A 23,869-nucleotide genomic window follows, 5' to 3' on the forward strand; every position below is an offset into this window, starting at 1 on the left:
CATCTTTTTTCTATTGCATTACAATTTAAGGAAAAATAGTCACAGGTATTCAAACAATGAAACAAAAACATTTTTTAAGGAAATAATAAAACAGCCCTAAGCCCTGGATTTGCGTCTTCGAGTAACAACTCACCTCCATGAAGTTTCATAACAGCTTTTGCTATACTTAAACCAATACCAAAACCCGGCTGTGTACGACTTTCTTCAAGGCGAATAAAGCGTTCTGTTACTTTTTCACGTTTATCCGCTGCAATTCCTGGACCGTTATCACTCACAACAACCAACACATGTTCAGCACGATATTCCATCGATAAGCAAACCCTCGCCTTTCTTCCATCCTTAGAAGCATATTTAATGGCATTATCTATAAGATTAAAAATCGATTGTGCAACAAGCTCACGATTCAACTTAAGCTCTTTATCAAATGTATCCCCTAACTGAAGCAAAACACCTGACTCTTCAGCAAAAGGCTCATAAAGTTCAACAGCATCTTCAAGGATCAATTTCATATTCATAATCTCAAGATGCTCAATTGCATTGCTGGCTTCAATGCGTGAAATCATCAAAATAGCATTAAAAGTACGAATAAGTTGATCTGATTCAGCAATAACAGCATCAAGTACTTGGCGATATTCAAGCTTTGTCTTTTGCCCTGAAAGCGCTTCTTCAGCGCGATTTCTAAGACGTGTCAGCGGTGTTTTAAGATCATGAGCAATATTATCCGATACTTGACGCAAACCAATATTTAATTCTTCAATGCGGTCTAACATAACATTAAGATTAGCAGACAATCGATCAAACTCATCACCTACCCCAGAAACAGGCAAACGGCCACTGAAATCACCATTCATCAAGCGTTTTGATGCAGCTGTAACATGATCAATCCTTTGCAATGCTCGCCTACCAACAAAAAACCATATGAGTAAAGCACCTCCAACCATTGCTGCAAGAGCAATCATGACTGCTTTACGAATAACCGCTGCAAAACGTTCTGGTTCATCCAAATCCCGACCTATAAGAATCTTCATAGCATTAGGCAAATCAACAACTTTTGCCAAAGCGCGATGTTCACTTGTTTTGCCATGTTCTCCAAAACGTGAATACAAAAAAGAATTTGCAATAAATCCGCTATGATTCAAAAGACCTAACTCAATACGCGCGACATTACCTGCTAAAACGCGCCCCATAGGGTCAGTAACCAGATAAAGAAAAGCTCCCGGTTGTCGTGAACGATAATCAATAGTACGCATTAATAAAGAAAGCCCACCATAATGATAAGCATTTTCGATATACTTTAATTCTTCATTTAAAGCCTGTTCCGTTTGCTCTGTTAACAACGAAGCAGAAAATGCCGTCATATAAATAGAGAGTCCCGTTGCAACTAACCCAAATAATAAAATATAAAGTGCTGAAAGCCTTAGCGCAGTTGTGCGCATTATATTGATCAAACGATTCATGTTTTATTATTTGACGCTTTCAACATATATCCAGCTCCACGCACTGTATGGAGTAGTGGGACATCAAAATCTTTTTCAATTTTTGCTCTCAAACGGGATATATGAACATCAATGACATTTGTTTGCGGATCAAAATGATAATCCCAAACATTTTCTAAAAGCATAGTGCGTGTCACAACCTGCCCAGCATATCGCATCAAATACTCAAGTAAACGAAACTCTCGTGGTTGCAATACGATATTTCTATCACCCCGTTTCACTGTATGTGCTAAACGATCAAGCTCAAGATTGCCCACGCAATAAACCGTTTCTACCTCTTTAGGATTTTTACGCCGCTGCAACACCTCAACACGAGCAAGAAGTTCGGAAAAAGCATAAGGCTTTGTTAAATAATCATCACCCCCTGCACGTAAACCCGTTACACGATCATTTACTTGCCCTAAAGCTGAAAGAATGAGAACTGGTGTTTCATTGCCTTTAGCACGCAATTCAGAAATAATGGAAAGCCCATCACGATGTAAAAGCATCCGATCAACCACCATAACATCATAATTCTCTGTTTCAGCTAAAGCATATCCAGTATCCCCATCATACGCAACATCAACTGAATGCCCTGCTTCCCCAAAAGCTTTTTCGAGATAACGCCCCGTCTCACGATCATCTTCGATAACGAGTATCTTCATAAAACGCATCTCCATATTTTATCAAATTGCGTTGTAGAACAGAAATCTACGAAATTTCTGTCCTACATCAACAAAGTGTTATTTTTTGAAAATCGGAAGAGGAACAAAACGATTTTGGCCATCTGTTCGCACTTGTAAGAGTATGGCGGATCGTCCCAGCTTTTGTGCATTTTTAATTGTATCAGTAATATCAGAGATCTTTTTAACAGATTTATTATTCACTGTCACAATTACATCCCCAGGTTGTATTCCTTTATCCGCAGCATCTGAATCTGAATCAACATCCGTTACGACCAATCCTAAACCATCATCAGAAGGCGCTACAATCAAACCATAATCTTCCAACGTTTCATCTGAATTACTGCGTTCATTTGAATATTTTGAACCCTCTTTCTTACCTTCACCTTCAGGCATTGCATCAAGCTTAACCTTGATACTATTTTCCTTACCAGATCTCAAAACACCCAAAGTTACTGTTTCTCCCGGTCTAATATTTGCAATACGCTTCGCCAATCCACGAGCATCAGCAATCTTTTCACTATTCACTGAGATAATGACATCACCGGCCTTGATACCAGCTTTTGCTGCTGGCCCTTTTAACGGATCAGTAACCAAAGCACCTTTGGCCTCTTTCAAACCTATTGAATCAGAAATCTCCTTTGTTACAGGCTGAATCTGAACCCCAAGCCAACCACGCTGAACTGAACCTTTTTCGATAAGTTGTTGCACAACCTGTTTTGCTGTCGCTGCCGGAATCGCAAAAGCAATCCCAACATTGCCTCCAGAAGGAGAAAAAATTGCTGTATTAACTCCAACAACCTTGCCATTCAAGTCAAAAGTTGGACCACCTGAGTTTCCCCTATTAACAGCAGCATCAATCTGAATAAAATCATCATAAACACCAGCGCCAATATCGCGTCCACGTGCCGAAACAATACCTGCTGTCACAGTTCCGCCAAGACCAAATGGATTTCCGATAGCAACAACCCAATCACCAATGCGAAGCTTTGAATCATCCCCAAAATCAACATACGAAAATTTTCTTTTGTCATTTACTTTCAGTACTGCAAGGTCGGTGCGCGGATCTGTCCCAATAAGTTTTGCATTCAACTCTGTACCATCATCAAGAACAACAGAATAACTTGTACCTTCAGAAACCACATGATTATTGGTCACAATATAACCATCAGACGAGATAAAAAAACCTGATCCAAAAGCTATAGAGCGAAGTCTCTGTGAACGCGATGGAAACCTCTTTTTAGGCTTATCCAAATCGTAAAACTCTTTAAAAAACCTTTTCAAAGGATGCTGATCTGGTAACTGGTCAATACCTGGGCCACTAAAAAAATTGTTAAAGAACCACTCTTCTTTCTTTTTATTGCTCTTCACTTGCACTGCAACAACCGCAGGTTTCACTTGAGAAACAATATCTGCAAATCCCTGCTGTTGCATTAACGAAGTAAACACAGAATTCGCATGAACTGCTGTCGTCCATAAGCTCGATCCACATCCACTAAAAAACAGTGCACTTTCTAACATCGCAGAAAAACTCACTGCGGCTAATGTTTTAAAGAAAGTTTTTTTAACCATTTGGTATATGCTCCTATTTAATCATATTTTTATTCCAATTTCGATCTCTTATAAAATAGTACACCTTACCGTTTTCTGTCTAAATTGTTAAAGTTTTGTAAGGTTTAAGGTCTCAACAACACATAATTATCAACAAAGCTGAATGACCAATTTTAAAAAATTGTATTTTTCTTCACATAACACCTCTTTTAACGTGACTATATTACGAATTGTTTTTCGTTATCAGTATTCAAAATAATTATTTTTCCTGCTTTTATCGTCTTATTCGAATAAATATGACACTTGCACCAATGATGATAATGATCAAAGGCGACAACCATAAAAACCAAGTTGTTTTATTAAATGGCGGTTTCAAAAGAATAAACTCACCATATCGCTCAACAAGAAAGTCAATGACTTGCTGATTGGTATAACCCATTTTTAATCGCTCCCGAATCAAAATCCGTAAATCACGCGCTAGGGAATCATCTGAATCATCAATTGATTGATTTTGGCAAACCGGACAGCGCAAATGTGATGAAATATCTCTTGCACGCAATTCAAGAACTGAATCGTTTAAAATTTCATCCGGCTCCACTGCTATCGCTAACCGCAAAGGAAAAATAACGATTAAAAAAAGCAAAATCCAAAGCAATACATTTTTCATCTCAACATCTTTCCAGAAAATTTCAAGCAAGAATCACCCTGTTTGTTCGTCCCAATGCGGAACCAATAAAAAAGTGAAAGACAACCACCCATTGCCATCATTAATGCTCCTAACCAAACACACATTATGTAAGGCTTCCACCATATATGCAAAACAAGTCCTCGATCATCTATACGTCCCGGTACAATATATAACTGGGATAAGCCATGACGCTGAATACCAACTTCCGTTGTTGATATATTTTGACTAGAATAAAATCGCTTGGATGCGGTTACATTGCGCACAGCATTTTTATTTTCATATATTGTAAAATTAAACTCTATTGCAGAATAATTCGGACCAGCGCCATTGCGCACTTCATCAAAATGAAGGGTTTTACCTGCTATCGCCACCTTATCTCCTATGTGCATGGTTAGAATACGCTCTTGCCCAAAAGACGCAACACAGATAATACCAAACAATGTAACGCCTAACCCCATGTGCGCCATTGCCGCACCAAAAACAGACCATGGTAATCCAATAAGTCTCTTAACCCGTATCAACAAAGATAGCTTGCGATGTCCACTCTTTCCCCAAAGATCAGCTAAACTGCCTAAGAAAACAAAAGCTGAAAGTCCAATCCCTAGAGCAGCAAAAATATCACGCAAAGATTTCGCATAAAATGTTATAAAACAAACTGCGCAAACTAATGCAAAAACAAGCCATAACCGTTCAAAAACTGCATGAAAATCACCACGTTTCCACGCCATCATTGATCCAAATGGAGCCAATAATAACAATAACACCATTAAAGGCCCACAGGTGAGGTTAAAAAAAGCTGCACCAACAGAAATTCTTTGCCCTGTTAATGCCTCAACAAAATAAGGATAGAGCGTACCAATCAATACTGTTGCTATAATTGTTGTAAGTAACAAATTATTTAAAACAATAAAACCTTCACGCGAAATTGGCTGAAAGAATTTTCCTGTTTTTAAAACAGAAACACGCAAAGCAAAAAGAAGCAGTGCCCCTCCCGTAAAAAAGAATAAAAGTGCAAGAATTGCTCGCCCACGTTCTGGATCAACAGCAAAACTATGAACAGACGTTAAAAGACCAGAACGGACAAGAAAAGTTCCCATAAGAGAAAGGGAAAAAGTAAGAAGAGCTAAAAATAAAGTCCAACTTTTTAATGTCTCCCGCTTTTCAAGAACAAGAGCAGAATGCAAAAAAGCCGTTCCTGAAAGCCAGGGCATAAACGAAACGTTTTCAACTGGATCCCAAAACCAATAACCGCCCCATCCTAGCTCATAATAAGCCCAATAAGACCCAACCATAATACCCAATGTCAAAAAACACCAAGAAAGTAGAAGCCAAGGACGAACCCAACGCGCCCAAAGCCTATCGACATGCCCTATAATCAATGCAGCTACTGCAAAAGAAAAACAAAGTGAAAAACCAACATAGCCTAAATAAAGAAGAGGTGGATGAATTGCTAACGCGATATCTTGTAAAAGAGGATTGAGATCTTTTCCCTGCAATGCTGGTGGGTGAACACGTAAAAATGGGTTAGACATAAAAAGAATAAATAAAAGAAAAGTGCTTGTAATCCAACTTTGGCATATTAAAATTAGTGCCTTAAACTGTTCTGGCAAATGTTGGCTAAAGAACGCCATCAATGTACTAAAAAAAACAAGGCTTACAACCCATAATAACATAGATCCTTCGTGATTTCCCCAAACACCGGTAATTTTATACAGCATTGGTTTTTCTGAATGAGAATTCTCAACAACATTCAAAACAGAAAAATCAGATACAATATGAGCATGAATAATAATCAAAAAAGATAAGAACAATAATGTAAAAGTAATATATGTCAGGGGAACAGCTGTTTGCATTAACGAACGCTCTCTCCACAAAAAACCCAAAGCAGGCAAGAGAGCTCCTAATAAACTCACTGCAAATGCTGCAGATAAAAAAATATGACCCAGTTCAACAAACACAATTGAATTATTTCTCCACACTGTGATGTTTATTCAAGCGATCAGCTGTTTCTTTAGACATATAAGTCTCATCATGTTTCGCCAAAATACGCGTACCTTTAAAAACACCCTGTTTATCAAAATATCCTTCTACGATAACACCCTGTCCTTCACGAAAAAGATCCGGTAAGACACCATTGAAAATCACTTTTTCATGTTCTGTGTTATCCGTTACAAAAAAAACAATGCCCATCTCTCCAAAATATTCAACAGTTCCCTTTTCAACAAAACCTCCTAAGCGCAAAGGGCGTCCCGTTAAAATATCTTCTCTTGTAATTTCAGAGGGCATTCGAAAAAAACTTACCGTATTACGCATTGCATATATGAGAAGGCTTGTCGCAATTGCCATAATCAAGCAATACAATAAAATTATCAGCAATCGCTTTCTTTTTCGCTGCTTTAAAATGGCTTTTAGTGAAGGAAAACTTTTTAAAGATTGATTGTTCATAGGCACTCTACGAAAACTCTTTTTATAAACACGTTATATAAACATTAATTCATATGGCTTATCTTTTAAAAGAGCTTGGCACATCTTACCTACGGGCGCAACTTTTATCCAATATCTTCACTTCTCTCAAATATACTCTCTGGTTTTATAATCTTAAACTGCCCATAATCACTTCCTGAATATTCTAATTAGATGAATCACGTAACTGAACTATCATGGCTTCAATACGTGATCGCCCTGTAAAATCCTTAGGCATTGTATCAAGAAAATTTTGTAAAAACTGCACTGCTTGCAAAGACTTCCCAGCCTGATGAAGCGCTTCAGCTAGTAATAAACGAGGATAAAAATCATTTGGCGCTAAATCGGCTGCTTTTTGAAAAACATTTTGTGCTTCTTGCGTAATCATTCCGCCCTCATAACCAACTAATGCCAACCCATAACCAACAAGTCTTGGAGCTGATTCTCCATTCAAGCGAAGCGCATCTAAATAAATGTTCACTGCATCCTGAAAACGACCTTCCTCGAGGTATCCTACTGCTAATGCATCTGCTAGCTTTCCATTATGAGGTGCACGAAAAAAAAGTACTTGTAAACGAACGAGCTGTTCACGCTTGCTGAGTGTCTTTGGATTCTTATCCATTAACTCGCTAAAAAAATAACTTTTAACTTCTGGATTACCTGTCAGAGCGTAAATGTTGCATGTCATAAAAAGAACAAACAAAATACTCAACGCTTTAAGAGTATATCTATTTTTATGATGCATGTAAGTCCTGTCGGATACAACCGAATACATGCAACTTCTACAACTATCATTGGCTTGAACTTTCTGCTTCTTCACAGCTCCATAGTTATGTAGCGAAAGAAAAAGAATACACGCCAGAAAGATAAGAAAAAGTATTGCCAAAACTAGTAATAGCATATCATTTTTGTACCAATAGGAAAATCAAAAAGTATAACCAATTTATCCTCTTCTTCCCCTCTTATTCACAAAAGCACTGCTGCCTGCTTACAAATGCTCTAGAGAAAAAATATTTACCTCCTGCTTGGTAATAAAACTTTTGCACATAACCCACCCAAGTTAGAACGCGATAAAAAAAGACTTCCACCATATTCATTGACCATATCTGAAACAATCGCTAACCCTAAACCTGTCCCAGGCTTGCTTTCATCAAATCGCCGCCCTCTTTTTAACGCTTCATCAATTTTATCTTCTGTTAAACCAGATCCATCATCTTCTACGAGAATGCTAAAGTATTCTGTTTCTTCAATATTTTTTTCTAAACAGCAGTAGATGAAAACTTTTGTGCTAGACCACTGAGCAGCATTTTCAATCAAATTCCCTACGATTTCCTCTAAATCTTCTCTCTCACCAGAAAAAACAATATCATCAACCTCCATAACAAATTGAAACTTTTTTTCAGGGGTAAGCTTTTCCATAACCCGCACTAAACGCTCTACCACTCTGCGAACAGATGTATGATAAACGATACTATCGCATTGTGCTGCAATCCGTGCACGCTGGAGATAATGATTTATTTGAGCCTGCATTATTTTAGTTTGCTCTCTCAATAAAATGGCTTGTTCTCCATACATTTTATCAATCTCATTCATAATTACTGATAAAGGCGTCTTCAATGAATGAGCAAGATTACCAACCTGTGTGCGAAACCGTTCAATAATACGCTGATTATTCTTGATGAGAGCATTCATCTCTCGTGCTAGCGGCATGACTTCGCTTACTAAATCCGTATTTACATAATGGACCCTGCCTTCGCGAATATCATTCAATGCACGTCGAATAAACTTCAATGGCTGAAAACTAAAGAAAATAATAGCAATATTGATAAGAACACTCCCCATACCAAAACTCCAAAGAAAAATTTGCAAAGTCCGTTTAAATTCCCGCACTTGTGCATGTGCTTCATCGATATTCCCAACAAGGCGAAAACGCGCAATGTGATTTTGATTATCAAGAACAACATCACTCTCAATAACCTGTAGCTTCTGACCGCTGTTCCCCTTTATCCGATAAGAGCGAAAGAATTTGTTGTCAAAAGGTATATCAGCATCACTTGGCGAAAATATTTCCCCTGTTCCCAATGATGGGGAAGTCAGTCTTCCTTTCAGATTATGTGATATTGCAACAACTTCCCAATACCATCCGGTTGTTGGATCGGAATAACGAATATCATCAATTCCAACACTTCCTCTTAAATTTCCCTCTGGTGAAACCGTTACCGTAGCAATAAGACTGTAAAGCTGAGCAAAAAGGATACGCTCTAAATTTTGTTCACTTGAGCGCCTATAAAATAAAATACTGACTGCAGAAATCGATGAAAGCGAAATAACGACCCATAATGTTGATAAAATCATAACGCGTAAACTGAGAGACTTCCTAATGAAAAGAAATAACTCCCTAAATCGGTTATTCTTTTTTAAAAACATTCATTGATCACCTAGTGTTTTCATACGATAGCCCATTCCTCGAATAGTTTCAATCAAATCCACTCCAAGCTTTTTACGTAAGCGACCTACAAAAACTTCAACCGTATTCGAATCCTTATCAAAATCCTGATTATAAAGGTGTTCGATAAGTTCTGTCCTTGAAACCACCCTATCACAATGATGCATGAGATATGAAAGAAGTCTAAATTCATAGGATGTTAATTTAATTAACTGACTATCAACAAAAACACGAGAAGTTTTGGTGTCTAATAAAACCTGACCAAAGCATAATGTGCTTGTCGCATGCCCAGTAGCTCTACGAATTAACGCCCGCAACCGCGCCATTACTTCTTCCAAATGAAATGGCTTAACAACATAATCGTCAGCACCTGCATCAATCCCAAGCACTTTATCACACCAACGATCTCGCGCTGTTAACATTAAAACAGGCATTCTGTATCCTTCTTGACGCCACTTTTCAACAACACGAATTCCATCTATACGTGGTAAACCAATATCAAGTATCACAGCATCATAAGATTCTGTACTCCCTAAAAAATAAGCCTCTTCACCATCGAAAGCACTATCTGAAACATATCCTGCATTCTTCACAGCTTCTGCTAACTGGTGGTTAAGATTTCGGTCATCTTCAACAATTAAAATACGCATCACACCATCTGCTAAACACTAATCAGCGGGAACAAAAACTTCAACACGGCGCAGCTTTTCACCGTCATGCGCTGGCACAATAAACACAATCATACACATATCCTTTCCGTTCTGAACAACCGGTTTTGAGCGCACCAACACTCCATTCTCTTGAGTAGCAACCCTCCTACCTATTTCGGCACAACCAGCAGCCAAAACAGAATTCGCTCCTAAACAAACTACCATTGTCATGAATAAGAAAATTTTTTTTATCATAGATATTTCATAATCTATTTTAGATGAATAGAGGATGAACAATGTTTTTTATTCAAAAACTACACCAGACTAATGATTCACCTTCTATGTAACAAAATAATAAGGTTATAGTACTCAAAATTTAAAAATTTCAAACCAAAATCTTTTTAACAATTATAAAATAATTAAAAGAGAGAATTTTTAAAAAATATTAAAACTGAATACGCAATATATGATAACTAAGTTACCCTAATCCTAAAATAAGTAACCTCTTTTTCTGTTTGCACTATAGCAAAAAATTACTGCTACTCCATATAATCATTATAGATTTTTTGTTGCATTACTTTGTTATAGGCTCTCTTTAAATGTTTGACTTTTTTAAAAAAAAGAAAACACAATACAATAAGCCATTCCATAGTCCTGCACTTATTGAATTGGATGCACTATTCGATACAGCACTTTATCGCATCCGTTCTGCTCATAGTTCCTTCCGGAATAAAACACAAATCATCTCACAATATTTTCATCTCCGAGGATGGAAACGTTTTATAGTAGAAATTCTCAATGAAACACTGACATTAGGATTGATTGGTTTTACTCTTTTTACCATTGTTGGTATTTCCATTTTCGAATTAACTAAAAAAGATTGGTATTCTCTTAAGAATTTTTCTATTCTTTTTCTAGATCGCTATGGAAATCCCATCGGTCACCGTGGTGCTTTACCGGCTGTATCCGTCCCCGTTGAAGAAATGCCCAATTCTGTTATTAAAGCGGTTCTTGCGACAGAGGACCGCCGTTTTTTTGATCACTGGGGTATTGATTTGCAAGGTCTCACCCGAGCAATTTCACAGAATATGCAGGCTAAAAGTGTAGTGCAAGGTGGCTCAACCCTTACACAACAACTGGCTAAAAATTTATTCTTAACAAATGAAAGAACCATAACACGCAAAATCAAAGAAGCCTATCTTGCCCTTTGGTTAGAAGCAAATTTCAGCAAAAAACAGATTTTGCAACTTTATCTTGACCGTGCATATATGGGAGGAAACAATTTTGGTATTGCAGCAGCAGCAAAATTTTATTTTGAAAAAAATATACGCAATATATCTCTTAGCGAATCCGCTATGTTAGCAGGTCTCTTCAAGGCCCCAACTAAATATGCTCCTCATAGCCACCTTTTTGCTGCTCAAACACGTGCTAATGTAGTACTTGCTAATCTTGTTAATAGCGGTTTCATGACTGAGAGCCAAATTATCAATGCCCATCGTCATCCTGCCAGAGCACTTACAAAAATAAATAATACTCAACCTGATTATTTTCTTGATTGGGCATTCGACGAAGTCAAAAAAATGGATGACCAACTTCCAAGCCATACTTTAATCGTTCAAACTACTCTCGATCCGGATATTCAAAAAGCAGCAGAAGAAGCAATCGCCTATCATTTACACCAGTATGGTCAACAATATCGCGTAACACAAGCAGCCACCGTAATACTTGATAATAACGGAGCTATCTGTGCAATTGTTGGAGGAGTTGACTATAGTAAAAGCCAATTTAACAGAGCAACACAAGGCGGTCGGCAACCTGGTTCTTCATTCAAACCTTATGTTTATGCAGCCGCAATGGAACATGGTTTGTCTCCCTCTACAATAGTCTCAGATGCTCCCATAAATTGGGGAGGTTGGTCACCCAAAAATAACTCGGGTCGTTATCTTGGTAAAATCGATTTAGCAACCGCTTTAGCTTTTTCTATCAATACAGTGCCTGTCTATCTTACCTATCAATATCTTAACCGCGATACCCAACCTATCATAGATCTGATCAAAAGTATGGGAATTCATGCACATATTTTATCACACAAAACTATGGTTCTAGGCACATCCAATATGACACCAATGGATCAAGCAATTGGTTTTAATGTTTTTGCTAATGGTGGCATAGCCGGAAATCACCATGGTTTCACACAAATCAAGACAACAGATGGACATGTAGTGTGGGACTTCGAACATAATGGTAATAAACCACATCGAGTCCTCAGTGGACAATCAGCAGCTTATATGAACCAAATGATGGTTGGTGTCACAACACGAGGATCCGGTAAACGTGCAGCTCTCCCCATGACCCTTGTTGCTGGAAAAACTGGAACATCACAATCCTATCGCGATGCGTGGTTTGTTGGCTTTACTGGTAATTATACTGGGGCTGTATGGATGGGCAATGATAATTTTTCACCGATGAATCGCGCTTTTGGTGGTGGTGTTCCCGCCATGATATGGCATAGCATCATGCTCTATGCACACCAAAATATCATGCTCAAACAACTCTATGGTGTCAAAGATTCACTTCTTCCTTATCAGCCGCTCCCCGATTCCCGCAATGTTTCTGAGCTTGCACCTAAAATATCTTATACGCTCTCCCCTGCAACATTGAATATTGTGCGACTGATTAACAAAGATCTGAAAAAGCCATCTGCAATTTCTTTGAAACTGGAAACACTTGGAGCTTTAACGCATTGAATTCGAAATATTCTACAATGTTTGTTAATATTGTTACGCTCTTTTCCATTTTTACTTTTTCCATTTTATGTGGAACGTTTAGCGTCGATTATATGCTCAATTCCTTCAATAATTTTGGACGTTTTACAATTGGCGAATGGAGTGCCTACCCAGAAGTGGGAACGACCAACACTGATCCCTATACCCGTGCACGCACAGCCAAACAAGGTGACATTTCACTCGGACACACAGAAGGGCTTGCTTTCCAACTTTGGAAAGACAACCACGGACATCCGCTACGCCCCCATTGCCATTATTTGCTCAAAGGCCACATCCCTGAAACCCGCCTCTTTACACTTTATACAGCTGACAGATCACTCAAACCGTACACTTCATCTAAAGAAATACCTTTCGCACTCTATACCAACAATGTTACCTATGAAAGTGATGGCTCTTTGCGTATCAACATTGCACCAACACCACAAACTGGAAATTGGCTTGCAACGGTTAGTCAAAAAGAATTTGGACTTATTCTTACTTTATACGATACCTCAATTATCTCCGCAACGGCATTACAAAAGCTTACAATGCCCTTGGTAGAACAAATTCCATCAGGACAAAAAAACTGTGACTAGATTCATTCACGCCGCACTTCTTGCAATCATTGGCGCTATCATTGTCCATATTTGTGTCCTCTTTCTAATACCTTATTGGGCGCAAAATAATATATGGACAGAACTTGAAAAATCAGGAGCTCCTTATCAATTTGTTGACTTGGATGCTCGTAATCCTATTCAACAGTCTGCTGATCCGCTCTTTCTTCTTAAAGTCTGCAGATTTGATCTCGGAAATGGTCCTGTTCATTTAAAAGCTTTAAAGACAATACAATTTTGGTCACTAGCAGCCTACACATACGACGGAATGATTTTCTACAGCCTTAATGACCGGACATCCCCTGATGCTAAGCTAGATCTTATCATTGGCAAACCAATACAAATTATAGAGCTTAAACAATCAATGCCTAGAAACAATGTCAATTCAGTTTTGGTTGCCAAAAATTTAAATAAAGGTTTTGCCGTTTTACGTACCTTTGCTCCTTCTGCACTTGAAAAAAAAGGAAGTGAAGCCTTCCTTTCATCTGCCACCTGTCACACATTCAATGGGTAAAAGCACAATAGACAAATGCTTTTTTCTATAAGAGCAAACAAAATATACGCAAAATAGTTATTTTTAATCTCAATTAATCGAATATCAGAATTAAAATGGAATTTTCATTCTACCTTTTAAACAACTGAATTCTTTATTGTGGTCCAAAAACCATTCCATGATCCCCACAATCGCCTTCCATTGCAATGTAAATCTTGCACACAAATACCTAGAAGACAGTATATTGATTATAAATATGAAGAGAATACGACCTCTGTTGCAAATAATCGTATCTTATTCGATAGGGATAGCATGCCTTTAACCAAAACATAATAGAGATAACTGAAAACTCTGTACAAACAAACTTGTAGAAAGCTTACAGCTTGCCCTCTAAATTTATTGTTACGTGACGACAAATTATTCTCATAAAATTGGACCGATACCATAATAAGCTATAGAAAGAATGATTATTGCCCTTAATGAATGCGTTAAAATAATTGCTGGCAACTTGATGAACATCACGCATCCTTGACCTCAAAAACAAGTGCTTTACTTTTGTTGTATGACCAGAAGCTTTTAAGATATGAAACCTGAGAAAAACTTTGCTTAGGATTTACAATTGAGGGAAAGAAAACTTCATGCAAAAAAAATATGTGCGGTTAACTTCAAGAGCAGCGGTATGGTCCCCTCGTTTTGGCGGATTAGCGTTCTTTATTTTGTTATTTTCAATCCTTTTACAGCGCTTTTCTGTGATTAATGTCGTTGATTTCATCATTTTAATTGTAATTTCTGCCTGCTGTGTTGCTGTTTCTCTTTTTCTTGCACTCAAAGCACTTTACAGTTTATGGGAGTATGGTGCTCTGGGGGGAATGAAAGCTTTAAAAGGGATCATTTACTCATTAATCACGGCCACACCGCTAATGTTATTTTGGGGATTTTGGTTTACTTTGCCAGCTCTTCATGATGTTTCTACGGATACACGCAATCCCCCAGCCTTTTTTCGCACGACACGCCCCAATGATGCTCTGCCGCTTAAAAGTGTTTTAACTGAACAAGCAGCATTACAAATATCTGCGTGGCCGGAAATGTCAGGGCGTCGTTATGATGGTTCACCTGATCGTATTCGTAAATCCGTTCTCAATGTTTTAGCAGCCTATGATTGGCCTGTTGTGGCTCAACGAGAGTTTAAAGGCGAAGAAGATGCGCTTTATATTGAAACAATGGCAAAAACTTTTTACCTAGGCTTTATTTCGGACGTTATGATACGTTTAACCAATGAAGGGGATACAACCTTTGTTGATATGCGTTCTGCTTCGCGGTATATGCCGAGAGATTTGGGTACCAATGCTGCTTTTATTATCGATTTTATGGATGCACTTGATACAGAAATCGCTTCTCTCCCTCTTTCTCAAGATGATGAATAGAAGCTAGAAGTATAGTAAGTTATATTAGTAAATCAGCTTATTTCAAAAATAAATTTCGAAACACGCAAAAATGAACAAATCAGTTACTGCCTCTCAACAGCTTAAGCATACTGATAAGTTCTTTGCCCCCCCTAAAAGTAACTTATGGCTTCTTTTTAGCGCGTGACATATTTATCATAAAATATGATGCAAGGTAATATAGTTAGAGAAAAAATCAACAATAAAAACACACTTATTATCGATGATAAGGTTTTACAGATTTTTTAAAATCTGCAAACATTAAATCTTCAAAAAAACAGTACAATACACACAAATTCACCGATAATTGTCACAATCAATGACAATTGCAATTTTGTAAACAAAATATATAATTAATAAAATAAAAAACTAATATCTAAATATATTTAAATGCAACATAAATAAAACAAAACACCAAAAAGTAAAAAAAGAACAAAACAAATTTCTTAAGCGATTTCTTTACACTATTTTTCCAACTGTCAACAATACATCTATAATTTAATGCAAATAAAAACATAAAATAAATATAATTTCATATATAAATAATATTTATAAAATTCCCATATATTTAACTAATAAATTTCCAGCATAATATAATATAAAAAACCTCATTGTTGTTAATATTGTCATTTTTATACTCCAGTTCTCACCTTTAAATCTTTTGTAAAAAAACATTAAAAATCCATATATAAACGTTGCCAATAAGGAGCCAGTAAAAGTATTCATAACAAAAAAATCCAAAAATATCTATTATCATACACAAAAATATCCCTGAAATCAGTTTAGCCATAACTTTAAAGTGTGTTTACAGTATTACTGATCTCAGAAATATCTTTATAGCTATTTTCTAAATAAATTAGAAACAGCATCTCTCCACTTTACGGATGACATTGCTTGTACTTATCCAAAAAACCGGTAGCAGCTCCCATTACTCCGCCTGCGACTACTCCTTCCGGACCACTTAATAAACCAATTAATGCTCCCGCACCTCCCTTTATGGCTGCTGATTCAACATAATCGCTTACTTCACAACTTGGATTCGGATGGCATTCATTGTACTTATCTATCAAACCGTTAGCAGCTCCTCCTAATCCGCCTGCTAGTGCTACTTCCGGACCAAATAATGCACCAACTCCTGCTCCTATGACTCCCTTTATGGCAGCTGATTCGACATAATCGCTTGTTTCACAACTTGGTGCCGTATGGCATGCATTGTATTTATCTGCCACAGCGTCACCAGCTCCTGCTAGTCCACCTGATATTGCTCCATTGACAAAGCCAGCCGCGGCACCTCCCGGTCCAGCAAAAAGACCTCCGACTGCACCAACAATACCTCCTATTACTTCTCCTACGATGCCGCCTGCACCTGCTGCTTGGGCATGAGCTCCTGCGCTACAATCATCTTCTTCTGGAAAAAGCCAACTTTTTGGATGTGAGTTACTACTTGAATCATTTGATGAGCATGCTATTTAGCAAAAAATAAACTATAATTTGTAAAAATATATAAATTATAATAAATAATAAAATACTGATAACAACTTTATTTTATGTTATTTTAAAATCCCCATATATTCAATTAATAAATTTGCAGCATAAAATAATATAAAAAACCTCATTGTTGATAATATTGTCCTTTTTATACTCCATTTCTCACCTTTAAATATTTTGTAAAAAAATATGCAAAGTCCATATATAAATGTTGCAAATAAAGCGCTAGTAAAAGTATGCATAACAAAAAATCCAAAATAATAAAACATAATTTAAATATAAATACTAATATCTAATATATTTAAACTCAACATAAATAAAACAAAACACCGAAAAGTAAAAAAGAACAAACCAAATTTCTTAAGCGATTTCTTTACACTATTTTTTCAACTGTCAACAATATATCTATAATTTAATGCAAATAAAAACATAAAATAAATATAATTTCATATATAAATAATTGTTATAAAATTCCCATATATTTAACTAATAAATTTCCAGAATAATATAATATAAAAAACATAATTGTTGATAATATTGTCCTTTTTATACTCCATTTCTCACCTTTAAATCTATTGTAAAAAAACATTAAAAATCCATATATAAACGTTGCCAATAAGGAGCTAGTAAAAGTATGCATATCAAAAAATCCAGACTGAAATCTCATCTACTTTATGAATGATTTAATAGAGAGAGCAATAGATTATAATTCAAATAATAAACTTAACTTAATTAAATATAATTTTATATATAAACAATCTTTATAAAATTCCTATATATTTAACTAATAAAATTCCAGCATAATATAATATAAAAAACATAATTGTTGATAATATTGTTCTTTTTATACTCCAGTTCTCACCTTTAAATCTATTGTAAAAAAACATGCAAAATCCAAATCCAATTGCTGTTACTAAGGAGCTAATAAAAGTATACATAACAAAAAATCCAAAATAAAACATCTATTGTCATAAACAAAAATATCCCTGAAATCAGTTTAGCCATAACTTTAAAGTGTGTTTACAGTATTACTGATCTCAGAAATATCTTACTAGCTATTTTCTAATAAATTAGAAACAGCGTCTCTTCACTTTACGGATGACATTGCTTGTACTTATCCAAAAAACCGGTAGCAGCTCCTCCTAATCCGCCTGCTACTACTGTTTCCGGACCACCTAATAAACCAATTAATGCTCCTGCGCTTCCCTTTATGGCTGCTGATTTGACATAATCGCCTACTTCACAACTTGGATTCGGATGGCATTCATTGTACTTATCTAGCGCACCGTTAGCAGCTCCTCCTAATCCGCCTACTAGTGCTCCTTCCGGACCAATTAATGCACCAACTCCTGCTCCTATGCCTCCGTGTATGGCAGCTGCTTCAACATAATCGCTTGTTTCACAACTTGGTGCCGTATGGCATGCATTGTATTTATCTGCCACGGCGTCACCAGCTCCTGCTAGTCCACCTGATATTGCTCCATTGACAAAGCCAGCCGCGGCACCTCCCGGTCCAGCGAAAAGACCTCCGACTGCACCAACAATACCTCCTATTACTTCTCCTACGATGCCGCCTGCACCTGCTGCTTGGGCATGAGCGCCTGCGCTACAATCATCTTCTTCTGGAAAAAGCCAACTTTTTGGATGTGAGTTACTACTTGAATCACCAGCTCCTCCTATTCCGCCGCTTACTGCTCCACCGAGTAAGCCAGCAGCTGCACCAGTACCACCTCCTAATATTGCTCCTACAATGCCACCTGTACCTGCTGCTTGGGCATAAGCGCCTGTACTATAATCATCTTCTGGAAAAAGCCAACTTTTTGGATGTGAGTTACTACTTGAATCATTTGATGAGCTTGAACTACCCATTTAAATCCTCCTTTTATTATTAAAAATAACTGTATCATAATGATGCAGTAGGAGCTGTCATTATTATGCTGTCTAAAAAATGTCAAATATAATTTTAAAAATAATAATAAAAACACTGTATAAAAAATAAATACATTATGTTTATATTACATTCATGCAAAATGTATTTTTTATTTAGTAATAATATTATTTACAATACTGTTTAAATATGCGACATCCATTGCTCTTTCTCTTACTCTTAAACAAAATCATCAATTCAAATGAGTCATTCACAAGAAAAACCAGTATCGTTCTCTTGGTTTACAAGAACAACAAAGAAATATATCTATTATGTCATCGAACTCAGTTGCGTTGCTGTTGTTTTGCGTTTGCTGGGCTTGGTGAATCCTTTTATTTTTCAAGCGATTATCGACCGTATTCTCCCTTTTCAGCGTATTGAAAGTCTCTATGCTATCGTTGTCTTGATGGTTGCTATCATGCTGTTTAGCACAGCTCTTAGCACTCTATCTGGCTACTTAGGTGCCTATTTAGCCAATCGGCTTACGCTAGAATTTGGACGGCGCATTTACACCCATCTTTTAAGCCTCTCCTTGTCTGTGTTACGTCATTGGAAAGTGGGGGAACTGTTTTCGCGTATTGGAGAGGTTGATACGATTCGCGGGTTTCTAACAGGAACCATCGCCACAACTGTGCTAAATGTTCTCTTTGCCATTATTTATATTGCTGCACTCTTTTCCATTAGTCCAAAACTTACCTTCATTGTCCTTATCATTTTACCTTTACAAATGGGTTCTTTAGCGCTAGTCGGTCCCTTCTTGCGCCGCCAATTACGCCGTGCTTTCACTCTGCAAGCTGTCCATAAATCGCGCCTCATTGAAAGTTTTACCAATCTTGAAGCCATAAAAGCACACGTAAAAGAATCTGCTCATACGATACGCATGCAAGAAACTCTAGCCCGTAGTTTAGATCAAAGCCTTACAACCAGTAAATTGCATCTTCTCAATGGAGCTATGAGCCATATTTTTGGTGATCTTTTCACTATTTTTATTATCTTTTTTGGTGCTCAGGCAGTTCTTCAAAACCAAATTACGCTAGGGCAACTTATTGCCTTTCATCTCCTCGCTGGCAATGTTTCTGGTCCTATCTTAAGCCTTGCATCCCTATGGGAAGAATGGCAGCATTTGAAAATCTCTCGTCTTCGTTTGGGCGATATTCTTAACTCCCCTCCAGAATGGGAAGAAGAAAAGCCGCCTCTTCAACTCAGCGCTCCTCCTCATCTTGAAGCCAACGATCTCTGTTTTTCTTATGGAGATAAGTCCATTATCAATCATCTTGATGTCTGTTTACAACCTGGGCAACCGATTATGTTACTTGGTCCTTCAGGGTGCGGAAAAACAACCTTGGCGAAGCTTCTTTGTGGACTCTACCCCCCAACAAGCGGAAAGATATTGATTAACGCCCAACCTTTACAGAATTTTGATGTCCGTAGCGTACGTGAAACAATCGCATATTTCCCCCAAAATCCTTGCCTTTTTTCCGGAACCATTCTTGAGAATATGCTTCTTGCCAAACCAGATGCTACTAAAGATGAAATCGATGCTGCACTATATGTTAGTGCTTGCCATGATTTGATTGCTCAATTGCCTCTAGGACTCAATACTCAAGTAGGAGAGCAAGGTGGTTTTTTATCAGGTGGTCAGCGCCAACGCTTGGCTTTAGCTTGTTTCTTTCTGATAAACCCAAGCCTTCTTATTTTGGATGAACCTACTTCCGCATTGGATGACACTGTCAGTGCACAAATTGTTGAGCATTTATATAAACTTTCACAAGAACGTATCGTTCTTGTTATTACCCACAAAAGTGATCTCTTTCCTCAGCACGCAACCGTCTTAAACTTTACTGATTTGGAGGCAAAAAATGGCAGATAAAGCTCCCTATTTGCGCCCTTTGTCACCAACGCTTCATATGGTGGTTGCTGTTTTGGTCACCTTATTTCTCTTTATTGTGATCGGCAGCTTTATCGCAAAAACAGAGATTGTTGCACGGGGGCAAGGAAGTGTTATTCCCACCGCTTACGTTCAGCTGGTCCAAGCGCAAAATACAGGACGCATTGAGAAAATCCTTGTAAAAGAAGGGCAATTTGTTCATCAAGGTGATCTCCTTATTCAATTAGATCCCCGTGAAGCTCTCAATGAGCGCGCACGGGTTCAAGCCGATATCGCGCAACAAACTCTTCAAGCACAAATTGCAAAAGCTATTTTAACAGCTTTGCATGAAAGTGATCCTTTGGATAAAGATTTTGTGACCAAAGGGCTTGCCTATCTGCCAGTTCCTCCTTCTGGCAATAAGACTGCAAAAATAGAAGGGGAAAAACTCATTAGCGCTACCCTTCAATCTCTCCAAGATAAATTAAGAGCGCTAAAAGCACAAGCAGACCGCGTCGAGCGCAGCGGTGCAACACAACATGCGCAATTAGATAGGTTAGAAGATGATCGTCAATTAAGCCAAGGAAAATTAAAAGCTGCAAAAAGCCTGATGGAAACAAAAGTCATTAGCCAAGCCGTTTATTTAGAGCGTTTACATGACTTTAAAAATGTCGAGCATGAAATTTTAACCAATCAAAGACGTTTGGAAGAAAATGCCGCCGAAATAAACACCTTACGCCAACAACGGCAAAGTCTCATCTCCGATGAAATCGCCCGCTATCGCCAACTCTCGCGTGAAACAGAACTGAATCTTCAAAGATTAAAAGCAAAGCTTGATAGCACTCAATACCATCTTGACCACTTATCACTTTATGCACCTGTTGATGGACGTATCGATGATTTAAGTATCCATACTTTGGGCGGCTTTGTAGAAGCTGGTAAAACGCTCATGCGTATTGTCCCTGGTACAGGCGGTCTCATTGTTGAAGCGTTTTTTGATAATCGAGATATTGGTTTTTTAGAAAAGGGCCAACGTGCTTACATCAAGTTTTCTGCCTTTCCGCCTGAACGTTTCGGTGTTATCCACGGTACAGTCGTTAATGTAGGCGCGACAGCGCGCTATAATAAAGAAATTAATGGTGTCTACGCTGTTTTAATCAAAATTGACCAAGATCACATCACTTTGAATAACAAACAACTTAAATTTATCCCTGGTATGACTGTGACAACGGATGTCATTACCTCAAAACGACGTCTCATTTCTTATTTCTTTGAACCTATTACCAAAGTTTTAGAACAGTCCCTAAAGGAAAGATAATGTCTGTAAATGAAAATCCTTCACCATCACTCATAGATCCTCTTACAGCATTAGGAGCTATGGTTGTTTTAATGCTTACATCTCCCTTATACCGCCGCTGGCGAATCTGGGATATAGACCGAAATTTAGGTCCAGCTTTACAGACTGGGCAATACAAGCTCTATAAAAATGAACGTGGAGAATTTTGCGCCTTTATCACTTGGGCTTTTTTAGATGAAAAAAATCATCAATCTATGCTTGAAAAGGGAGAATTTTTACCCGATGCCAATTGGCAGAATGGAAAATACGTATGGTTTATTGATTGTGTAGCACCCTATGGCCATACTGCTCATATTGTACGCGATATGCAACGAAATATATTTCCTAATCAGCGTTATTGTTATGCTGTCCGGCGTAATAAAGAGGGTGGAATACGAAAAATTGCACGCTGGTGTTGTTACAGCGCACAAAATCCAGCCAAATAGTTTTTTTCTAAAGCAAGTGCGCATAAATCATTTAAGCCCGATCTCTTATAGAAAAGAATCTTTTAAAAGAGCTCTTTAAGCGATAGCTATAGTAAAAGAGAACCTTACCATATTTAGAGATAACCCGCTACAAATGGGTATTTTTCAGCTTACCAGACTTGCTATGAATAGCAACAGATTGTTAAAGGGGTTAATCCACACTCAAGCTAAACTTTAATTAACTAATTTCACTAGAATTGGCTGGGGTACCTGAATTCGAATCTAAATTTAATTGCAATAAGATATTGATTTTATTTATATTTTTTTAAAGTTAGGGACCATATAATTAGGTTCGGGAATAGGATTTTCACACTTTCCTTTACAAAGCGCATTCTTTTTGCCAGCTTTCTCTAATAATTTTTTTAATAGTTCTAAATCTTCTTGTGAAATAATGTTTATCAGTCTAGAAAACATACCAACAGCTTCACATCTGAAAGTATCAGAAGGCTTTATACTGAAACTTTTGCGACAAGCATCCGACTCTCTTCTCAAAATTTCTGCTACCTCTTGATCTAAAGCATAGAGTTCAATTATCTTTTCCTCCAGTCCTACAGGAACAGACTTTTTGCCAATCTCGACAGAAGATAAAAATGCTACAGATATATCTAATTTTTTAGCCATATCTAAAAGGCGTTCTGAATGATCAATGCGAAGTTGCGTAAGGTTTTACCAAATGGTGTTGGCATCTAAAAATCCTATTAAAAAAGAAGCTCTCACGTGATTCTAGCAGAAATTCTTAGGTTTTGGTTAGCTCCTTTTAAAAATTGACTTCCTCCCTCCTTAATACACAAGGTTGTATGGCATGACGGATAAATCTCTTGACATAAGCTTGCAATGTAGTACATTGTAGTACAATTAAATAGGAGATTTAGTAATGGGGAAAATTCAAGCCCGCATACCTGATGAAGTTCAAGAAATTGCAAGTGCAGTTATTAAGTCCACAGGATTGACTGTATCGGATGCAGTGCGCATGTTTATGACCCGCATTGCTAGAGATAGAGCATTACCGCTTGATCTATTCCAGCCAAATCCGGAAACATTACAAGCTATCGATGATGCCGAAATGGGACGCGTTGAACGTACATCATTAGACGGCTTAAGGACCATGATACGCGCAGATAGAACTGAAGTGCGTAAATCTGAAAAGCAAACCTAAGCTTGTTATGAGAGAAATTGTCTATACGCATTCATTCCGCCGCGACCTTAAACGTGAAAGCAAAGGCAGATATGCTAATGCACTAGAGGAGGATTTGCTGCTTGTGATCAAAGCGTTAGCGGAGAATGAACCGCTAAAGGCGCATTGGAGAGATCATGCACTAACAGGTCAGTGGCGCAATTGTCGTGATTGTCACATAAAACCGGATTTAGTTTTGATCTATCGAAAGCCAGATGCAAAAACACTAGAGCTTTTACGACTTGGTTCCCATTCTGAACTGCGTTTATAATTGGATTTCCAATTCATAGTGAAAGGAATTTTACGAAATTTTTTCTTTTAT

The 23,869-nt window shown here is 37.5% G+C and carries 22 protein-coding genes and 1 pseudogene; 10 read left to right on the top strand and 13 right to left on the bottom strand.

The genetic code is table 11. The annotated features are described in order from the left end of the window. Positions 1–74: 74 nt before the first annotated feature. The 10 genes from J7R13_RS03830 to J7R13_RS03875 form a co-directional block, all read right to left on the bottom strand. Positions 75–1,457 carry a sensor histidine kinase gene (locus J7R13_RS03830; protein ID WP_208437554.1) on the bottom strand — a complete coding sequence of 461 codons (1,383 nt, stop codon included), beginning with the start codon at positions 1,455–1,457 and terminating at the stop codon, positions 75–77. Further along, positions 1,454–2,140, bottom strand: coding sequence for a response regulator transcription factor (locus J7R13_RS03835; protein ID WP_208437555.1), 687 nt, complete (start codon positions 2,138–2,140; stop codon positions 1,454–1,456). Before J7R13_RS03835 ends, J7R13_RS03830 begins: the two co-directional genes overlap by 4 nt. A gap of 78 nt (positions 2,141–2,218) precedes the next feature. Next, a complete protein-coding gene (locus J7R13_RS03840; protein WP_208437556.1) occupies positions 2,219–3,730 on the bottom strand; it encodes a Do family serine endopeptidase in 1,512 nt (503 codons plus the stop codon). Positions 3,731–3,983: 253 nt separating this feature from the next. Next, positions 3,984–4,376 (bottom strand): cytochrome c-type biogenesis protein, encoded by a 393-nt coding sequence (locus J7R13_RS03845; RefSeq protein ID WP_208437557.1) that lies wholly within the window; start codon positions 4,374–4,376, stop codon positions 3,984–3,986. After that, the gene (locus J7R13_RS03850; protein ID WP_208437558.1) at positions 4,373–6,355 is read right to left on the bottom strand and encodes a heme lyase CcmF/NrfE family subunit; all 1,983 of its coding nucleotides are present in this window, start codon (positions 6,353–6,355) and stop codon (positions 4,373–4,375) included. The genes J7R13_RS03845 and J7R13_RS03850 overlap by 4 nt, the downstream gene beginning before the upstream one ends. Before the next feature lie 7 nt (positions 6,356–6,362). Further along, positions 6,363–6,842, bottom strand: coding sequence for a cytochrome c maturation protein CcmE (ccmE, locus tag J7R13_RS03855; RefSeq protein WP_208437559.1), 480 nt, complete (start codon positions 6,840–6,842; stop codon positions 6,363–6,365). A 184-nt stretch (positions 6,843–7,026) separates the two neighbouring features. Beyond that, a complete protein-coding gene (locus J7R13_RS03860; RefSeq protein WP_208437560.1) occupies positions 7,027–7,761 on the bottom strand; it encodes a tetratricopeptide repeat protein in 735 nt (244 codons plus the stop codon). A gap of 113 nt (positions 7,762–7,874) precedes the next feature. Then, entirely contained in the window at positions 7,875–9,287 is a 1,413-nt protein-coding gene (locus J7R13_RS03865) for a sensor histidine kinase (RefSeq protein ID WP_208437561.1), read from the bottom strand. Beyond that, positions 9,288–9,956: a response regulator transcription factor gene (locus J7R13_RS03870; RefSeq protein WP_208437599.1), complete on the bottom strand. Its 669-nt coding sequence runs from the start codon at positions 9,954–9,956 to the stop codon at positions 9,288–9,290. Positions 9,957–9,974: 18 nt separating this feature from the next. After that, the gene (locus tag J7R13_RS03875; RefSeq protein WP_208437562.1) at positions 9,975–10,211 is read right to left on the bottom strand and encodes a hypothetical protein; all 237 of its coding nucleotides are present in this window, start codon (positions 10,209–10,211) and stop codon (positions 9,975–9,977) included. Between the two features lie 344 nt (positions 10,212–10,555). On the opposite strand from J7R13_RS03875, the gene J7R13_RS03880 reads away from it, so the two are divergent. The 4 genes from J7R13_RS03880 (at position 10,556) to J7R13_RS03895 (ending at position 15,252) form a co-directional block, all read left to right on the top strand. Continuing rightward, on the top strand, positions 10,556–12,703 hold the full coding sequence (locus J7R13_RS03880; RefSeq protein ID WP_208437563.1) for a transglycosylase domain-containing protein: 2,148 nt from the start codon (positions 10,556–10,558) through the stop codon (positions 12,701–12,703). A gap of 17 nt (positions 12,704–12,720) precedes the next feature. Beyond that, complete coding sequence (locus tag J7R13_RS03885) at positions 12,721–13,317, top strand: DUF1214 domain-containing protein (RefSeq protein ID WP_208437600.1); 597 nt, start codon at positions 12,721–12,723, stop codon at positions 13,315–13,317. Further along, the gene (locus J7R13_RS03890) at positions 13,310–13,849 is read left to right on the top strand and encodes a DUF1254 domain-containing protein (protein ID WP_208437564.1); all 540 of its coding nucleotides are present in this window, start codon (positions 13,310–13,312) and stop codon (positions 13,847–13,849) included. Before J7R13_RS03885 ends, J7R13_RS03890 begins: the two co-directional genes overlap by 8 nt. 617 nt (positions 13,850–14,466) lie before the next feature. Next, on the top strand, positions 14,467–15,252 hold the full coding sequence (locus tag J7R13_RS03895) for a DUF1499 domain-containing protein (RefSeq protein WP_208437565.1): 786 nt from the start codon (positions 14,467–14,469) through the stop codon (positions 15,250–15,252). Positions 15,253–16,148: 896 nt separating this feature from the next. Here J7R13_RS03895 and J7R13_RS03900 read toward each other — a convergent pair. Then, entirely contained in the window at positions 16,149–16,499 is a 351-nt protein-coding gene (locus J7R13_RS03900) for a hypothetical protein (RefSeq protein ID WP_208437566.1), read from the bottom strand. Between J7R13_RS03900 and J7R13_RS03905 the strand changes: the two genes are divergently transcribed. After that, positions 16,483–16,653, top strand: a complete 171-nt coding sequence (locus tag J7R13_RS03905; RefSeq protein ID WP_208437567.1) for a hypothetical protein — start codon at positions 16,483–16,485, stop codon at positions 16,651–16,653. The two genes, J7R13_RS03900 and J7R13_RS03905, sit on opposite strands and share 17 nt — an antisense overlap. Positions 16,654–17,850: 1,197 nt before the next feature. Here J7R13_RS03905 and J7R13_RS09565 read toward each other — a convergent pair. Then, positions 17,851–18,627 carry a hypothetical protein gene (locus tag J7R13_RS09565; RefSeq protein WP_246786272.1) on the bottom strand — a complete coding sequence of 259 codons (777 nt, stop codon included), beginning with the start codon at positions 18,625–18,627 and terminating at the stop codon, positions 17,851–17,853. Positions 18,628–18,887: 260 nt separating this feature from the next. On the opposite strand from J7R13_RS09565, the gene J7R13_RS03915 reads away from it, so the two are divergent. The 3 genes from J7R13_RS03915 to J7R13_RS03925 are packed head-to-tail and all read left to right on the top strand — an operon-like array spanning position 18,888 to position 22,334. Continuing rightward, a complete protein-coding gene (locus tag J7R13_RS03915) occupies positions 18,888–20,555 on the top strand; it encodes a peptidase domain-containing ABC transporter (protein ID WP_208437568.1) in 1,668 nt (555 codons plus the stop codon). Then, entirely contained in the window at positions 20,545–21,870 is a 1,326-nt protein-coding gene (locus J7R13_RS03920) for an HlyD family type I secretion periplasmic adaptor subunit (protein WP_208437569.1), read from the top strand. The genes J7R13_RS03915 and J7R13_RS03920 overlap by 11 nt, the downstream gene beginning before the upstream one ends. After that, positions 21,870–22,334 carry a toxin-activating lysine-acyltransferase gene (locus J7R13_RS03925; protein WP_208437570.1) on the top strand — a complete coding sequence of 155 codons (465 nt, stop codon included), beginning with the start codon at positions 21,870–21,872 and terminating at the stop codon, positions 22,332–22,334. The genes J7R13_RS03920 and J7R13_RS03925 overlap by 1 nt, the downstream gene beginning before the upstream one ends. Positions 22,335–22,628: 294 nt before the next feature. Here J7R13_RS03925 and J7R13_RS03930 read toward each other — a convergent pair. Continuing rightward, positions 22,629–23,059 (bottom strand): annotated as a pseudogene (locus J7R13_RS03930) (helix-turn-helix domain-containing protein). A gap of 188 nt (positions 23,060–23,247) precedes the next feature. On the opposite strand from J7R13_RS03930, the gene J7R13_RS03935 reads away from it, so the two are divergent. Beyond that, complete coding sequence (locus J7R13_RS03935) at positions 23,248–23,529, top strand: type II toxin-antitoxin system RelB/DinJ family antitoxin (RefSeq protein WP_208437571.1); 282 nt, start codon at positions 23,248–23,250, stop codon at positions 23,527–23,529. 7 nt (positions 23,530–23,536) lie between these two features. Beyond that, on the top strand, positions 23,537–23,818 hold the full coding sequence (locus J7R13_RS03940; RefSeq protein ID WP_208437572.1) for a type II toxin-antitoxin system YafQ family toxin: 282 nt from the start codon (positions 23,537–23,539) through the stop codon (positions 23,816–23,818). Positions 23,819–23,869: the final 51 nt, after the last annotated feature.

The sequence above is a fragment of the Bartonella taylorii 8TBB genome, assembly GCF_902825155.1.
Classification (GTDB): domain Bacteria; phylum Pseudomonadota; class Alphaproteobacteria; order Rhizobiales; family Rhizobiaceae; genus Bartonella; species Bartonella taylorii_A.

Bases quoted from the DNA above. Each gene is read 5' to 3' on its own strand.
- J7R13_RS03830 (WP_208437554.1), bottom strand. From the start codon at position 1,457: ATGAATCGTTTGATCAATATAATGCGCACAACTGCGCTAAGGCTTTCA.
- J7R13_RS03835 (WP_208437555.1), bottom strand. From the start codon at position 2,140: ATGAAGATACTCGTTATCGAAGATGATCGTGAGACGGGGCGTTATCTC.
- J7R13_RS03840 (WP_208437556.1), bottom strand. From the start codon at position 3,730: ATGGTTAAAAAAACTTTCTTTAAAACATTAGCCGCAGTGAGTTTTTCT.
- J7R13_RS03845 (WP_208437557.1), bottom strand. From the start codon at position 4,376: ATGAAAAATGTATTGCTTTGGATTTTGCTTTTTTTAATCGTTATTTTT.
- ccmE (WP_208437559.1), bottom strand. From the start codon at position 6,842: ATGAACAATCAATCTTTAAAAAGTTTTCCTTCACTAAAAGCCATTTTA.
- J7R13_RS03860 (WP_208437560.1), bottom strand. From the start codon at position 7,761: ATGCTATTACTAGTTTTGGCAATACTTTTTCTTATCTTTCTGGCGTGT.
- J7R13_RS03865 (WP_208437561.1), bottom strand. From the start codon at position 9,287: ATGTTTTTAAAAAAGAATAACCGATTTAGGGAGTTATTTCTTTTCATT.
- J7R13_RS03870 (WP_208437599.1), bottom strand. From the start codon at position 9,956: ATGCGTATTTTAATTGTTGAAGATGACCGAAATCTTAACCACCAGTTA.
- J7R13_RS03875 (WP_208437562.1), bottom strand. From the start codon at position 10,211: ATGATAAAAAAAATTTTCTTATTCATGACAATGGTAGTTTGTTTAGGA.
- J7R13_RS03880 (WP_208437563.1), top strand. From the start codon at position 10,556: ATGTTTGACTTTTTTAAAAAAAAGAAAACACAATACAATAAGCCATTC.
- J7R13_RS03885 (WP_208437600.1), top strand. From the start codon at position 12,721: ATGTTTGTTAATATTGTTACGCTCTTTTCCATTTTTACTTTTTCCATT.
- J7R13_RS03895 (WP_208437565.1), top strand. From the start codon at position 14,467: ATGCAAAAAAAATATGTGCGGTTAACTTCAAGAGCAGCGGTATGGTCC.
- J7R13_RS09565 (WP_246786272.1), bottom strand. From the start codon at position 18,627: ATGGGTAGTTCAAGCTCATCAAATGATTCAAGTAGTAACTCACATCCA.
- J7R13_RS03915 (WP_208437568.1), top strand. From the start codon at position 18,888: ATGAGTCATTCACAAGAAAAACCAGTATCGTTCTCTTGGTTTACAAGA.
- J7R13_RS03920 (WP_208437569.1), top strand. From the start codon at position 20,545: ATGGCAGATAAAGCTCCCTATTTGCGCCCTTTGTCACCAACGCTTCAT.
- J7R13_RS03925 (WP_208437570.1), top strand. From the start codon at position 21,870: ATGTCTGTAAATGAAAATCCTTCACCATCACTCATAGATCCTCTTACA.
- J7R13_RS03935 (WP_208437571.1), top strand. From the start codon at position 23,248: ATGGGGAAAATTCAAGCCCGCATACCTGATGAAGTTCAAGAAATTGCA.
- J7R13_RS03940 (WP_208437572.1), top strand. From the start codon at position 23,537: ATGAGAGAAATTGTCTATACGCATTCATTCCGCCGCGACCTTAAACGT.